This window comes from Marinobacter sp. AL4B (assembly GCF_019916045.1).
Taxonomy (GTDB): Bacteria; Pseudomonadota; Gammaproteobacteria; order Pseudomonadales; family Oleiphilaceae; genus Marinobacter.
This window is the reverse complement of sequence record NZ_JAILWZ010000013.1, coordinates 774,912-788,491: the sequence shown is the minus strand read 5'-3', so window position 1 is coordinate 788,491 and position 13,580 is coordinate 774,912. Positions and strand designations below refer to the sequence as shown.

Here is a 13,580-nt window from a genome sequence, read left to right as displayed (position 1 = left end):
GATGCGGCTACCGGTTTTTTATGAGCGCTCGGATATGTCTTTCTCAAGACTTTGACCATTCGGGCCGGCGTCCTCTTCTTCAAACAGATGACCGTAAGCGGCTCTAATGCCCTCCAGAATAAAGCGATGGGGAACATCGTCGAATACGCCGTGGTTGTTGATGTACTCCATGTGTGCCGCGCCGGATTCGGTGTATTCCTGAAAGATCGAATCGTTAACACCGTCGAATTCCAGTACGTCCACGTTCATCAAAGCGCAGAGTTTTTTGTTGAACGCGGGCGTTGCTTTGACCCACTGGCCGTTCAGGTAGAGTTCGATAAACCCGTGCATGCGGAATACATCGGACTGCAGCCATTCAATCAGCTTGGGGCTCGACAGGTGGTTGCGGACATCGGCAAGGCCTAACCGGCTGGGGATCCCGATTGCACGAGCCGCCGCGCCCAGCAGAACCGCCTTGGGAATGCAGTAGCTTTCGCCGGCTGAGAGTGCATAACTGGCGCTAAATGTCTCAGGGTCAGGGCTGAATACGTAGGGGTTGTAGTTGATGCCATCCCGCACCGCCAAATAGAGCGCTTTGATTTGTTCGGTTGGATCTTTTGGTACGCCTTCAAGCTGTTGCTGCAACCAGGCTTGTACGGCTGGCGATTCGTAGTCGAAAAATGGCGTTGGCTTCAGGTACGTTTGCATTGTTTTTATTCCGAGTCTGCGTATCAATTGAGTGATCATCTCGCAGTTAGCTAGCTATGGGAAATACTATTTCTGGTAAACGATTTGACCTGATTTTTGATCGGCACTGAGTTTGCGGCCAATCGAAGTGCATGGCAAAGCACGTAATGTTGGAGATCGTCATAGAACAAACAACAATTGAGGGCGAACACCAATGGATCAGCAACATTACGATGTCTTGATCATCGGCGCGGGCGTTTCCGGTATCGGTATGGCATGTCATCTCAAGAAATCGTGCCCTAGCAAGCGTTTCGCCATTCTGGAACGCCGCCAGTCTCTCGGTGGCACTTGGGATTTGTTCCGCTATCCCGGTATCCGCTCCGATTCCGATATGTTTACCTTTGGCTACAAGTTCCGGCCTTGGTCCGGTGGTAAGGTGCTGGCGGACGGTGCCTCAATCAAGGAGTACCTGAGCAAGACCGCTCGAGAGAATGGGGTCGATAAGCACATCCATTATGGTCTGGCGGTGAAAGAGGCCAACTGGTCCAGCGAGGACAAATGCTGGAAACTGGTCGCCGAGAATGCCGAAACCGGTGAAGTCGAAACCTGGACCGCCAACTTCTTGGTGGGTTGTACCGGTTACTATGACTACGATCAGGGCTATAAGCCGGATTTCCCGGGAGAAGCCGATTTCAAAGGCCAGATTGTGCATCCCCAGCACTGGCCGGAGCATCTGGATTACACGGGCAAGAAGGTGGTGGTGATTGGCAGTGGCGCAACCGCCATTACACTGGTGCCGACCATGGCAGAAGACGCCGGGCATGTGACTATGCTTCAGCGCTCGCCGTCCTATCTGATGCCCCTCCCGTCGACAGATAAGGCCACCCTTGCGATGCAAAAGGTGCTGCCCGCAAAACTGTCGTACAAGTTGACCCGCTCACGAAACCTCTTTATCTCAAAGCAGTTGTACGATCGCTCCCGCAAAAACCCGCGAGCCATGCGACGGTTTCTCTTATGGGTTGTGAAGCGCGAGTTGAAGGGGAAAGTGGATATGCGTCACTTTACGCCTGACTATAACCCATGGGATCAGCGCTTGTGTGTGGTGAAGGATGGCGATTTGTTCAAGGCCCTTAAAGCGGGCAGGGCGTCTATCAAGACGGACCACATTGATCGCTTCACGGAAAGTGGCATCCGCCTGAAATCGGGAGAAGAGTTAGCCGCCGACATCATCATCCCGGCAACCGGGCTGAATCTACAAATGTTAGGCGGTATCAAACCGACCGTTGATGGCCAGGATGCCGTGCTCAAAGAGAAGGTGCTCTATAAGAGTGTGATGGTGGAAGGTGTCCCTAATGCTGGCGTGATTATTGGTTACACCAACGCCTCGTGGACGCTAAAAGTGGATATTGCTTGCGAATATCTATGCCGATTGATTGATTACATGGACACTCAGAAATACCAGGTAGCAACGCCAGCGGGTGCCGAAGGCAGCCGCAGTGAGGAGACCATGATGGACTCGTTGGGTGCGGGTTATGTGAAGCGCGCATCAGACGAGTTGCCCCGCCAGGGCACTTATGGTCCTTGGTTAACGGCTCAGGACTATCAGCGGGACACTCGGGTGCTGTGTTCAGAAGCGGTTGATGATGGCTACCTGAAGTTCAGCTGATTAACCGCTCCCTAAGGAGCATGATCAAAGCGCTCAAGGCTGCGGGCTAAGCTGGCGTGGGACAGTTCGCCTAAATGCGTGTCGATCAGATTGCCTTCGGCGCTATAGAACAGGGTAGTGGGCAGGCCGTAGCTGCCGACAACCCGGCCGAATTGGCCTTGGCGATCGCTGAGCACGTGGCTGAGGTTCAGGTTCTGTTCCATCAGAAACTTACGAATGGTTTCCGGATGCTCGCCCTGATTGGCAAACACAAAGTTGATACCGGGATAGCGTTGTTGGGCTTGCTCTAGCACCGGCATTTCGCGAATGCAGGGTGGGCACCAGGTGGCCCAAAGGTTCACCACGGTGGGGCGATTCTGGGCGATGGCTTCTAAACGGACGGGTTCCTCATTCAGATTCGTCAGTGCCACCTCCGGCAAGCCTTGGGTTTGCTGATGGATCAAGCCAATCACCCCGGTAGTAAACCCCCAGGTGATGAGGCCCGCGACAACGGCGGAACCAAGCGCGCGCCGCATGGCGGCCCGTTTCCAGATCAGATAGGCGGTAAAAAGCAGTGCCGCAATTAGGCCGGTGACCATATCAAAACCGCCATCGCGGATATCGATGATGCCCCACAAATCGTTTTGATAGTGCTCAAAGTAACGCACTACAAAGCCGATTCGAGCCGTGACCATCGCTACCAGAAAAATATCAGCCAAGGTGCCGGACACCGGAGTTTGCCTTTTGCGACCGGTCAGAGCGCCGACGATCAGGGCAACCACAAAGGCCAGCACCAGAAGCAGGTGCTCAATCGAAAGGCTCAGTGGGCCGATACCAACGCTGATCATGACGACTCCCATTTTCTTTGATTAAATAATCGGTTATGAGCGAGTACAGACCTCAGAGCCGGCCATTAGTTCCACTGTGCGGGGTAAATCGTACGGCAGCAAAACGATAAACACTTATGGCTATTTCTAAAGTGCTCTGGTACCGTGCACGCATCCTGCCTCTAGGGATTCCGCAGTTTTAGGCTTTTAAGCCGCTTTGCGAACACTCCATACGACCTGTCAGAGGACGTCACCCCATTATCGGCGCGTGACCGTAGTCGTCTTTTACTCCATGAGCTTTCATGGCATCTGCCCGCATTCGCCGACGACGGTGTTCGTGGAGGCAGAATTAATCAAGAGTACATCGTTTATGAGTTTTTCTTCCCTCGGTTTGTCCGAGCAGCTGGTCCGTGCCACTTCCGATCAGGGTTACGATACCCCGTCCCCCATTCAGCTGCAGGCGATTCCTGCCGTTCTGTCGGGTAAAGATGTGATGGCGGCGGCCCAGACCGGTACCGGTAAAACGGCCGGCTTTACTTTGCCCCTGTTGCAGCGTTTGTCTGAAAAGCCGCGCGCAGGCAAAGGCCCCCGCGCGCTGATTCTAACGCCTACCCGGGAGCTGGCTGCGCAGGTTCACGACAGCGTGAACCTATACAGCCGATACGTGCCAACCAAAGCCGCCGTGGTGTTTGGTGGTGTCAAAATCAATCCGCAGATGATGAAGCTGCGCAAAGGTCTGGACGTTCTGGTGGCAACACCGGGCCGTTTGATGGACCTGTACCAGCAGAACGCGGTGCGTTTCAATGAAGTGGAAATTCTGGTGCTGGACGAAGCCGACCGCATGTTGGATATGGGCTTTATTCGCGACATTCGTAAGATCCTTGCACTGTTGCCAGCCAAGCGTCAGAACTTGTTGTTTTCTGCTACCTTCTCCAACGAAATCCGTGGCTTGGCCGAAGGCCTGCTGGATAACCCGGTGCAGGTTGAAGTAGCCGCACGGAACACCTCGGCTGAAACCATCAAACAGTCGGTTTACCCGGTCGATCAGAGCCAGAAAACGGCGCTGTTGAGCAAGCTGGTGCGTGATAACAGCTGGGATCAGGTACTGGTCTTCACTCGCACCAAGCACGGTGCCAACCGTCTGACCCAGAAGCTGGAACGAGACGGCATTACGGCCGCGGCTATTCATGGCAACAAGTCACAAGGCGCCCGTACCCGTGCGCTGGCAGACTTTAAAGCCGGCGAAGTGCGTGTGCTGGTGGCAACCGACATTGCCGCCCGTGGCCTGGACATCAAACAGCTTCCACAAGTGGTGAACTTCGAGCTGCCGAACGTACCTGAAGACTACGTGCACCGTATTGGCCGGACCGGCCGTGCCGGTGAAAAAGGCCATGCCTTGTCACTGGTCAGTGCCGACGAAGGCAAATTGCTGGCGGGTATCGAACGCTTGATCAAGAAGCAGCTGCCGCGTAAGGAAATCGAAGGCTTTGAGCCGAAGAACAACCTGCCGCTGAAGCCGAAAGCGAAGGCGGACCCGAGCAAAGCCCGTAGCCGTCGCCCACAGGGTGGTAATGGCAAGAGCTTCGGGCCTAAGCCTGCAGGTCGCAGTGGTGGCCGCGGTCGTCAAGGCCAGGGTGAAGGGCAAGGTCGTGGTGGTCGCCCGGCTCAGCGCCATAGCGCCTAAGCCAAGCCGGTTTTCGGACATTAAAAAAGCGGGGCTGAAAAGTCCCGCTTTTTTGTTGGCTTTAGAAAAGCTGCTTGAATCAGAACTTGTAGGTAAAGCCGACCATGTAGATCATGGGGTCGATTTCTACATCGAGCTTTTCGGTCACTCCTTTGATTTCCGCTTCAGTATCAATATCTGCCCACCAGATAGCGGCGTTCAGCCCGAACTGTTCATTCAGCATGTAGTCCACGCCCACTTCTGCCGCCACGCCTACACTGTCATCCAGTTCAAGATCGCCCAGAGCAGACTTTTCTTCGAAGAAAGTGGTGTAGTTAACGCCTACGCCTACATACGGTTGCACACTTTCGGTGCTGTTCATCGGGTAGTACTGGAGTGTAATGGTTGGCGGTAGGTGTTTGGTTTCGCCAATATCGGCACCCTCAAGCGCACCACTTTTGCCCGAAATGTTGTGTTTGAACGGGGTGGAGGCCAATAGACCAAGCCCCACGTTCTTGGTGAACATGTAGGTACCGCGGATACCCAGCTGCGTATTGGCGTCTACGGCAACTTCAGAACCGGTAGCCGCGCCGCCGGACAAAAAAACCTGATCACTGGAATCATCCGGTGCCGCATGGATAGCGCCTGCGCGAACAATAAAATCACCTGCTTCGAATGCCTGTGCGGCCGGAGCTACGGCCAGTACGGCTGCTGCCAGAACACTGAGTTTGAAACTACGAGACATAACCATCTCCAGAATTGCGCCATTAATTGATGGCTCCAATTTACCGGTGTTGGCTTGTGTGTATTTGATTTAGCGCAAAAAACGCAAAGCGTTGGGGCGGTTAGGGGCGAGATATTGATATAACTCAAAAAGCCACACGGCATGTGGCTTTCCACACTGTTCAACCTGCGTCTTTTGCTGCCTTCAGGTCCTCGGCCACCAAAACGTCGCGAATGGTTAAGGGCTCGCCATCGTTATTGCGCACGGTAACGGGCTGAATGGGTTGGCCGGTAGCACGGTCGCGCAGGTCCAGGTGCTCGCCATCGGGCGCGGGGTTCCACTTATCGCCCCACTGGCGCAGGGCAACCACCACCGGAAACAAGTCCCGGCCTTTTTCGGTGATGCGATATTCAAAACGGGAACCGTGCTCGCCGGCTTCCACTTTGCGCAACACGTCGTTGTCCACCAGTTTGCTCAGGCGGTCACACAGGATGTTCTTCGCAATGCCCAGCTGTTGCTGGAAATCCACGAACCGTCGCGTGCCGTACATAGCGTGCAGCACAATCAACAGGGACCACCAGTCGCCCACTTCATTGAGTGCGCGGGCAACGGAGCAATTGGAGTCATCAAAACGTTTTCTGGCCATGTAGGTGAGTGTACCGAATAGGGTTGCATTATGAAACCAATTTGAATAGGGTTGCGTAAAGAAACCAAATTAACAAGGTTGCACCGAATTATGAGCATGAATCTAGGCCCGATGTTTGAACCGTTTGAACTCCACAGCCTCAAGTTGCGCAACCGCGTAGCCATGGCCCCGATGACCCGTAACTTTTCACCCAAGGGTGTACCGGGGCAGAACGTGGTGGATTATTACCGTCGCCGTGCAGAAGCTGGGGTTGGCCTGGTCATCACGGAAGGCACCACGGTGAACCATGCAGGTGCTAACGGTTACCCGAACGTACCGGCTTTCCACGGCGAAGAAGCCTTAGCCGGCTGGAAGAAGGTGGTTGATGCCGTACACGAAGCGGGTGGCGCGATCTTTCCGCAGTTGTGGCACGTGGGCGCGGTTCGTAAAGAAGGCACAGAGCCGAATCCGTCTGAGCCAGGCTACAGTCCTTCTGGCTTGTTTGCGCCGGGTAAGCCCAATGGCAAAGCCATGAGCAAAGGCGACATCCAGGATGTAATCAAAGCCTTCGGTGATGCCGCTCAGGACGCCAAAGCGCTGGGTTTTGACGGTGTGGAAATCCACGGTGCTCACGGTTACCTGCTGGACCAGTTCCTATGGGAAGGCACCAACCAGCGTGAAGACGAATACGGCGGCAGCATGGAAAACCGTCTGCGCTTTGTGGTCGAAATTGTGGAAGAAGTACGCCACCGCGTGGGCCCGGAATACCCGATCATGCTGCGTTTCTCTCAATGGAAACAGCAAGACTACGAAGCTCGATTGGTTAACAGCCCCGAAGAGCTCGAACAGTTTCTGAAGCCGCTGGTGGATGCCGGTGTGGATATCTTCCACGCCTCCACGCGTCGCTTCTGGGAACCTGAATTTGAAGGTTCCGATCTGAACCTCGCCGGCTGGACTCAAAAGCTGACTGGCATCCCGACGATGTCGGTGGGCAGTGTTGGTCTGACCGAAGACTTCATCAGCGGTACTTTTGCCAGCAAGAAAGAAGCCGTTGAGCAATCGGGTATCGATGAGCTGGTTGAGCGCATGACCAACCACGAATTCGAATTGATCGCGGTAGGCCGCGCACTGCTGCAAGACCCTGAGTGGTTGGTGAAAGTGAAAGAAGGCCGCTTGAATGAAGTGGATGCCTTTGCCAAGAAGTCACTGGCCAAGCTTTACTGATCGCTCCCTTCGATTCTGCGATCCCTTTTAGCCGCGCGCCTTCGGGCCCGCGGCTTTTTTTGTCTTTTTGTTTGGCCGCTTACATTTGCCCACAGGCTTCGTACCGGTGGTGCCAGCTTAAGGCTTCGTCCAGCAGATGCGGTGTGTGCATGCCTCGCTTGCTGTTGCAGGCCCGTTCAAAGTAGTCACGTAGCTGGGGCCGGAAATCCGGGTGGGTGCAGTTTTCGATGATGTTCAAGGCCCGCTGGCGGGGTGGCAGGCCGCGTAGATCTGCCAGGCCCTGTTCGGTAACCACGATCTGGACGTCGTGTTCGGTGTGATCCACGTGCGACACCATAGGCACAATGGTGGAAATGCTGCCGTCTTTGGCGGTCGAAGGCGTCATGAACACTGACAAGTAGCCGTTGCGGGCAAAGTCACCGGAGCCACCTATACCGTTCATGATGCGGGATGCCATCACGTGAGTAGAGTTTACGTTGCCGTAGATGTCGGCTTCGATCATGCCGTTTAGCGCGATCACGCCCAGACGACGAATCACTTCGGGGTGGTTGCTGATCTCCTGAGAACGCAAAACGATGCGTTCGCGGTAAAAATCGATGTTGGTGGCCAGTTCTTCATTGGCTTCAGGGCTTAGGGAGAAGGCAGTAGCAGAGGCTTTCGTCAACTTTCCGGATTTCAGCATTGCCAGCATGCCATCTTGCAACACTTCAGTGAATGCAGTCATGTTGTTGAACGGACCTTCGTTCAAACCGGCCATCACGGCGTTGGCGATGTTCCCCACACCGGATTGCAACGGCAGCAATTCCGGCGGCAGCCGTTTGGCTTCGACTTCGTGGCTGAAAAAGTCCAACAAGTGGTTTGCGATTCTCTGCGAGTTTTCGTCAGGCGGGCTGAACCGGGAATTACGGTCGGGCGCGTTGGTTTCCACTACCGCGATGATTTTTTCCGGAGGGCACATCAGGTATTTTTCACCAAAACGCTCTTCAGGGCGGGTCAACGGAATGGGTTTTCGGCGGGGAGGCAGGGCCGTACCGTAGTAAATGTCGTGCATGCCTTCCAGCCCGGCACTTTGGCTGTGGTTTACTTCCAGAATGACTTTGTCAGCCTGATCAATCCAGGTCTTGTTGTTGCCTATAGACGAGGAGGGAATCAGCCGGCCGTCCTCGGTAACCCCGACCACCTCGATGACCGCAATATCCAGCTTGCCGTAAAAGCCGGACCACACATGCTGAGCAACATGAGACAGATGAATGTCCATGTATTCCATTTGGCCATCGTTGATTTTCTGACGGCATAACGGATCGCTCTGGTAGGGCAGGCGCATTTGAATGCCATTGACCTCGGCCAGTGCACCGTCCAGCTCAGGGGCGGTCGACGCGCCCGTCCACACGCTGATCTGAAAACGCTCATCTCGCGCCTGAGCCGCCCGAATGTGTTCTGCCAAAGCTCCAGGGACCGCTTTCGGGTAGCCGGCGCCAGTAAAGCCGCTCATGCCGACATTAACACCAGAGGGAATCAAAGCGGCGGCATCTTGGGCGCTCATAATGCGCTGACGGAGTTTCGGGCAACGAATTCGGGATTCGGTGGACATGATCGACCTCACGTTTAGGGCAACGGCTCGGTAGGAGCGAGCAGGAAAAATACGCTGACGATTAGCGAGCTACAAAAAAACGCTCTATTTTAGCAGCGAACTATGAAGGTCATGTGAAAATTGTTAGTGAATTTGCGTAATCAATTGGTCTAATTATAGTAATTGTTCTATGTTTGTTCGCCGCAGCCTGTGGACCAACCCCCTTGGGCGGTTGCCGTGCCCGCATCTCGATGGGATGATGCCCTCTGTGCAGAGCGCACTCCTGAAATCGATTCCACAACCATCTCCTGCAGGACATCATGGCCACCAAAACATCCACCCGTTTGAACAAATACATCAGCGAAAGCGGGATGTGCTCCCGGCGGGATGCGGATCGCTATATTGAGCAAGGCAACGTGCATATTAACGGGCGTCGGGCGCAAGTCGGTGATCAGGTGATGCCAGGCGATACCGTGAAGGTAAATGGCCAGGTGGTGGAGCCGCGGGACGAAGAAGACCTGATTTTTATCGCGCTGAACAAACCTGTGGGTGTGGTGAGTACCACCGACAGTGCGGAGCGAGATAATATTGTTCGCTTTGTGGGCCACAGCGAGCGCATATTTCCGATTGGCCGGCTCGATAAGGACTCCCAAGGCCTGATCTTTTTGACCAGCAATGGCGATTTGGTGAACAAGATCCTGCGGGCGGGTAACAATCATTCCAAGGAATACATCGTCACTGTGGATAAACCGGTGACGAAAGAATTCATTAAGGGCATGAGCAAGGGTGTTCCGATTCTCGGTACGGTGACCAAGCCTTGTCCGGTCGAGCAAGTCTCCCGCTTTGTTTTTCGTATCACGTTGGTGCAAGGGTTAAACCGTCAGATTCGCCGCATGGCGGAGCACTTCGGTTTCGAAGTCACCCGCCTGGAGCGGGTGCGGATCATGAACGTGAACCTCAGTGGTTTGCCCGTTGGCGCGTGGCGTGATTTAACCGAGAAAGAGTTAACCACATTGCTGGATGCCGTGCGGGATTCGTCGTCTGAAGCGACAGAACCTGCGCAGAGCAAGCCTAAGAAAAAACCGGCCCGTTCCGGGGCTGGCGGAAAACCGCCGCGGCCGGGCGCCAAGCCCGGAGGACGGCCGGGGGCTGGTCGAGGCGGTAAGGGTGCGGGTGGTGCGCCCGGAAAAGGCTCCGGCAAGGGCCGAGGTAAAGGGCCCGGGCGCAACCCGACAGGTCCCAAGGGACGGCCGTCCAAGCCCAAGAAGCCGCGTAAGCCGTCCATCAAGCGTTAAGTGCCTGATGGACGGGAAATAGGTTCAGTTCCTTACGGCAGAATGCGGTGCTAAGGGCTATCCTTGTTAGAACATTTCTCTGCCGGATTTCCTTGGATGCTTGAAACGTTTTTCTCCACCTACCTCAGCAGTACTATCCGCTTTTGGTTCCTGATTGCACCCTTCTTCGTGGTGACTATGTTCTTAGCACTGACCCGGGGGTTACCCGCGTCGGAGAAAGCATCCATCATCCGTCGCGCCTGCGTTTCTGCACTGATTCTTGGTCTTATTTTATTCTTTGCCGGCCCGCTGCTGTTCAGTGCGATTGGCATTACCCTGAACTCGTTCCGGATTGGTGCCGGTGCTTTGTTGTTCCTGACGGCCATCAGTTTGGTGACCAGCGGTACGCGAAATCACGCAACTAGCCTGCCAGAAGAAGATCGGGAAGACGTTGCGGTGGTCCCCCTGGCTGTTCCGGTGATGATCGGCCCAGCCACTATTGGTGCGATTCTGGTTTACGGTGCTGAGCTTAAAGAGGTGCCGGAAGTGATCGGTGGTCTGATGGGACTGGTGACCAGTTTGGTCTTTCTGGGTGTTTTACTGCGGTTGTCGAGTTATCTTGAGAAGGCATTGGGTAAAACTGGCCTGAACATCATGTCGAAAATAAGCGGCTTGATCCTGTCTGCCATGGCGGCTGAAATTGTACTGACCGGCATCGCCGGCTTTATTGCCAGCACCCAGACCGCCTGAGACACTGTGTTTGAAGTTAAAACACGAGGATAAGCATGCCCGCCAATACCATTGATCATAATCGTAAGCGCCAGAATTTCGAGGGTATCGATTCGGTATGGTTGTTTGGTTATGGGTCCCTGATTTACAAGGTCGACTTCCCCTTTCTGGAGCAAAAGCCAGCCACTATCGAAGGCTGGGCTCGGCGTTTCTGGCAAGGGTCCCACGATCATCGCGGGACCCCGGAGGCGCCCGGCAGGGTTGTGACTCTGATCGAGCAGCTTGGGGCCGTGTGTAAGGGGATGGCTTTTCGGGTATCGCCAAAGGTGTTCGAGCATCTGGACGTGCGGGAAAAGAACGGTTATCTGCGTTTCAGTACGACCATGACCTTTGATGATGGCTGCCAGGCTGAAGGTTTGGTGTACATCGCCACGGAAGACAACGAAGCGTTCCTGGGCGAAGCCCCGGCAGAAGACATTGCCCGGCAGATTGCGCAGGCGTTGGGGCCCAGTGGCCCCAACACCGATTACTTGCTTCGGCTGGCCGAATCACTCCGTGCGCTGGGTGATCAGTGTGATCACACCTTTGCGATCGAGTCCTGTTTAAAAGAACAACTTTCCTCAGAACGTTGACGTGCCTCGTAGCTTGCCGAGTGCTCACGATCTCGTGATGCCGGATTAAAGCCCCGCGCCGGTGAACGTTTGCGGTTACGCAGGCCGATCATTACCAACGGCACGATGATCATCAAGCTGCCGACAATGAACAATAGGTCGGGCACTTCGCCAAACCATATCCAGCCAATTGCGACCGCCCAGATCAGCCCGGTGTATTCGGCACTGGTTACTTGATTGGCGTCGACCTGATGGTAAGCCAGCAATACCGCGATGTTATACCCCAGAATGAAGAACGCCGAGCCTGCCGCGCTGATCAACATTTCCGGCTGCCATTCGGCGCCTTCCCAAAGTGCCAGAGCCCCAGCCGCCGGAATGACGAGTAGGTAGTTCAGAAACAGCTTGTGCACTGTGCTTTGTTCTTGGGGCAGCTTGCGCACCAGAACCGCATTGATGGCCAGCGTCAGAGCTGAAACCAGTGCCGCGATGGCGGCCCAGTTGAAGTCCACTGGCCGCAGGATCACGATGATGCCAGCAAAACCGCTGATCACGGTGGCCATACTCAACCGGGTGAGTTTTTCACTGAAGAATATGGCCGACAACGCCATCACCATGATCGGTGCGGCATAAAACAACGCGTTTGCAGTAGCCAGCGGCAGATTGGTAAGGGCGATAACCATCACCAGAATACCCGCCAGATGCACGTGTGCGCGAAGCGCGTGAACGCCGAAACCGCTGAACAGGTGATCACGGTTCAGTTTGCCGATCAGCGGCAATAAGAACACAAGCGTGATAAGGATGCGCAAAAAAGCGAACTGAAAAACGGACCCACCGGGCTCCAGCGTTTTGATAAAAATATCAGAGAGAATGGCCATAGCGTTGCCGATGACCAGTAACAAGATAGCGCTATTTACGGTTTTGCCTGACATTCAATCCCCCCTTTTTTTTAACCATTGAGCTGTGACGAAGAGGCGATCGCCTCGGTGAACTGTGAACACCAATCTATCTGTGATTTACTATCCGATAAAATGATGAATATTCACTTACTATTAGAAATTTAGATAGATGAGACTTCCGCCCTTAAAAGCGTTACCTGTGTTCGAAGCGGTTGCCCGGCTGACCAGTTTTTCCGCGGCCGCCGAGGAATTGTCGATCACCCAAAGTGCCGTCAGTCACCAGATCAAACAGCTGGAAACCTATCTGGGTGAGCCTTTGTTCTGGCGTTCAGGGCGCATGGTGACCCTGACCGACGAAGGCCGTCAGTACTTCGATGCCATTGGCTCGGCGCTGCTGCAGATCGAGCGGGCCAGTGAGCAGTTGCTGGGACATGAAGAGGCGCGGCTGCGGTTGTCGGTGTTCAGCTCCTTTGCCGTGCGCTGGCTGGTGCCACGGTTGCCCGAGTTGCAGCGGTTGCACCCGCAGATTGATCTGGCGCTGGAGATGAGCAGTCAAAATCCGGTGTTGTCGGATCGGGTCGCCGATTGTTTCATCACCATTTACACCTCGGCCCCGGCTTACAGTTACGAACATCTATACACCGAGCGCCTGTTTCCAGTGTGCAGTCAGGATTATTGGCAGCGAATACGGCGAGAAATGGGCTGGGACACAGAGCCCGATGCCCGAAGTGAGTTGGTTATTTCGCCGGAGCAGATTGCTCAATTTCCTTTGTTATCGACGCACAGCATTTTCAACAGACCGGCCGGCGATTGGGCCGAGTGGTTTCGCGCGGTGGATCAACCTCTGCCCGGTGGCACTCGGGTTCAGCACTTCAGCCATATGTTGTTGGCCCTGGAAGCAGCGCGCTTCAATCAAGGCATCGCGTTGACCAACGACTACATGCTTAGCACCCGTAAGGATTCGGAAGACTTTGTGCGGCTGCCGGCCCATGCCGTGATGACCGGTGATAAGTTCTACTTTGCCTGGAAGACGAGTCGTCGGCGGGAGCGAGGCATCCAGACTTTGCGGCGCTGGCTGGTGGATGAGGCGTTTCGGGCAGGTTTGAGGGGCGAGTGAACGCCCCTC

Annotated in this window: 13 protein-coding genes; 7 read left to right on the top strand and 6 right to left on the bottom strand. The window is 54.9% G+C overall.

Going from position 1 to position 13,580, the window contains the following annotated elements:
- Window positions 1-18: 18 nt before the first annotated feature.
- Window positions 19-687, bottom strand: coding sequence for a transglutaminase-like domain-containing protein (locus K5L82_RS13945; protein ID WP_133007016.1), 669 nt, complete (start codon window positions 685-687; stop codon window positions 19-21).
- A gap of 193 nt (window positions 688-880) precedes the next feature.
- Here K5L82_RS13945 and K5L82_RS13940 point away from each other — a divergent pair, with 193 nt between their 5' ends.
- Window positions 881-2,332: a flavin-containing monooxygenase gene (locus tag K5L82_RS13940; RefSeq protein ID WP_223134555.1), complete on the top strand. Its 1,452-nt coding sequence runs from the start codon at window positions 881-883 to the stop codon at window positions 2,330-2,332.
- A gap of 11 nt (window positions 2,333-2,343) precedes the next feature.
- Here the strand turns inward: K5L82_RS13940 and K5L82_RS13935 are convergent, their stop codons facing one another.
- Window positions 2,344-3,159 (bottom strand): TlpA disulfide reductase family protein, encoded by an 816-nt coding sequence (locus K5L82_RS13935; RefSeq protein ID WP_223134554.1) that lies wholly within the window; start codon window positions 3,157-3,159, stop codon window positions 2,344-2,346.
- Between the two features lie 349 nt (window positions 3,160-3,508).
- Here K5L82_RS13935 and K5L82_RS13930 point away from each other — a divergent pair, with 349 nt between their 5' ends.
- Window positions 3,509-4,822, top strand: a complete 1,314-nt coding sequence (locus K5L82_RS13930) for a DEAD/DEAH box helicase (RefSeq protein ID WP_133007019.1) — start codon at window positions 3,509-3,511, stop codon at window positions 4,820-4,822.
- Between the two features lie 79 nt (window positions 4,823-4,901).
- On the opposite strand, the gene K5L82_RS13925 is transcribed toward K5L82_RS13930, so the two are convergent.
- Both K5L82_RS13925 and K5L82_RS13920 read right to left on the bottom strand, forming a co-directional pair.
- A complete protein-coding gene (locus K5L82_RS13925; RefSeq protein WP_223134553.1) occupies window positions 4,902-5,546 on the bottom strand; it encodes an OmpW/AlkL family protein in 645 nt (214 codons plus the stop codon).
- Window positions 5,547-5,706: 160 nt separating this feature from the next.
- Window positions 5,707-6,171 (bottom strand): winged helix-turn-helix transcriptional regulator, encoded by a 465-nt coding sequence (locus K5L82_RS13920; protein ID WP_133007021.1) that lies wholly within the window; start codon window positions 6,169-6,171, stop codon window positions 5,707-5,709.
- A 90-nt stretch (window positions 6,172-6,261) separates the two neighbouring features.
- On the opposite strand from K5L82_RS13920, the gene K5L82_RS13915 reads away from it, so the two are divergent.
- Window positions 6,262-7,374 (top strand): NADH:flavin oxidoreductase, encoded by a 1,113-nt coding sequence (locus tag K5L82_RS13915; protein WP_223134552.1) that lies wholly within the window; start codon window positions 6,262-6,264, stop codon window positions 7,372-7,374.
- A gap of 79 nt (window positions 7,375-7,453) precedes the next feature.
- Here the strand turns inward: K5L82_RS13915 and K5L82_RS13910 are convergent, their stop codons facing one another.
- Complete coding sequence (locus K5L82_RS13910; RefSeq protein ID WP_223134551.1) at window positions 7,454-8,965, bottom strand: acetyl-CoA hydrolase/transferase family protein; 1,512 nt, start codon at window positions 8,963-8,965, stop codon at window positions 7,454-7,456.
- 299 nt (window positions 8,966-9,264) lie between these two features.
- Between K5L82_RS13910 and rluF the strand changes: the two genes are divergently transcribed.
- The 3 genes from rluF (at window position 9,265) to K5L82_RS13895 (ending at window position 11,579) form a co-directional block, all read left to right on the top strand.
- Window positions 9,265-10,239: a 23S rRNA pseudouridine(2604) synthase RluF gene (rluF, locus tag K5L82_RS13905; RefSeq protein WP_223134550.1), complete on the top strand. Its 975-nt coding sequence runs from the start codon at window positions 9,265-9,267 to the stop codon at window positions 10,237-10,239.
- Window positions 10,240-10,335: 96 nt separating this feature from the next.
- Window positions 10,336-10,968, top strand: coding sequence for a MarC family protein (locus tag K5L82_RS13900; RefSeq protein WP_133007024.1), 633 nt, complete (start codon window positions 10,336-10,338; stop codon window positions 10,966-10,968).
- 35 nt (window positions 10,969-11,003) lie between these two features.
- Complete coding sequence (locus K5L82_RS13895; RefSeq protein ID WP_133007025.1) at window positions 11,004-11,579, top strand: gamma-glutamylcyclotransferase; 576 nt, start codon at window positions 11,004-11,006, stop codon at window positions 11,577-11,579.
- On the opposite strand, the gene K5L82_RS13890 is transcribed toward K5L82_RS13895, so the two are convergent.
- Window positions 11,525-12,487 (bottom strand): DMT family transporter, encoded by a 963-nt coding sequence (locus tag K5L82_RS13890; protein WP_223134549.1) that lies wholly within the window; start codon window positions 12,485-12,487, stop codon window positions 11,525-11,527. The genes K5L82_RS13895 and K5L82_RS13890 overlap by 55 nt on opposite strands.
- 136 nt (window positions 12,488-12,623) lie before the next feature.
- On the opposite strand from K5L82_RS13890, the gene K5L82_RS13885 reads away from it, so the two are divergent.
- A complete protein-coding gene (locus tag K5L82_RS13885; RefSeq protein ID WP_223134548.1) occupies window positions 12,624-13,571 on the top strand; it encodes a LysR substrate-binding domain-containing protein in 948 nt (315 codons plus the stop codon).
- Window positions 13,572-13,580: the final 9 nt, after the last annotated feature.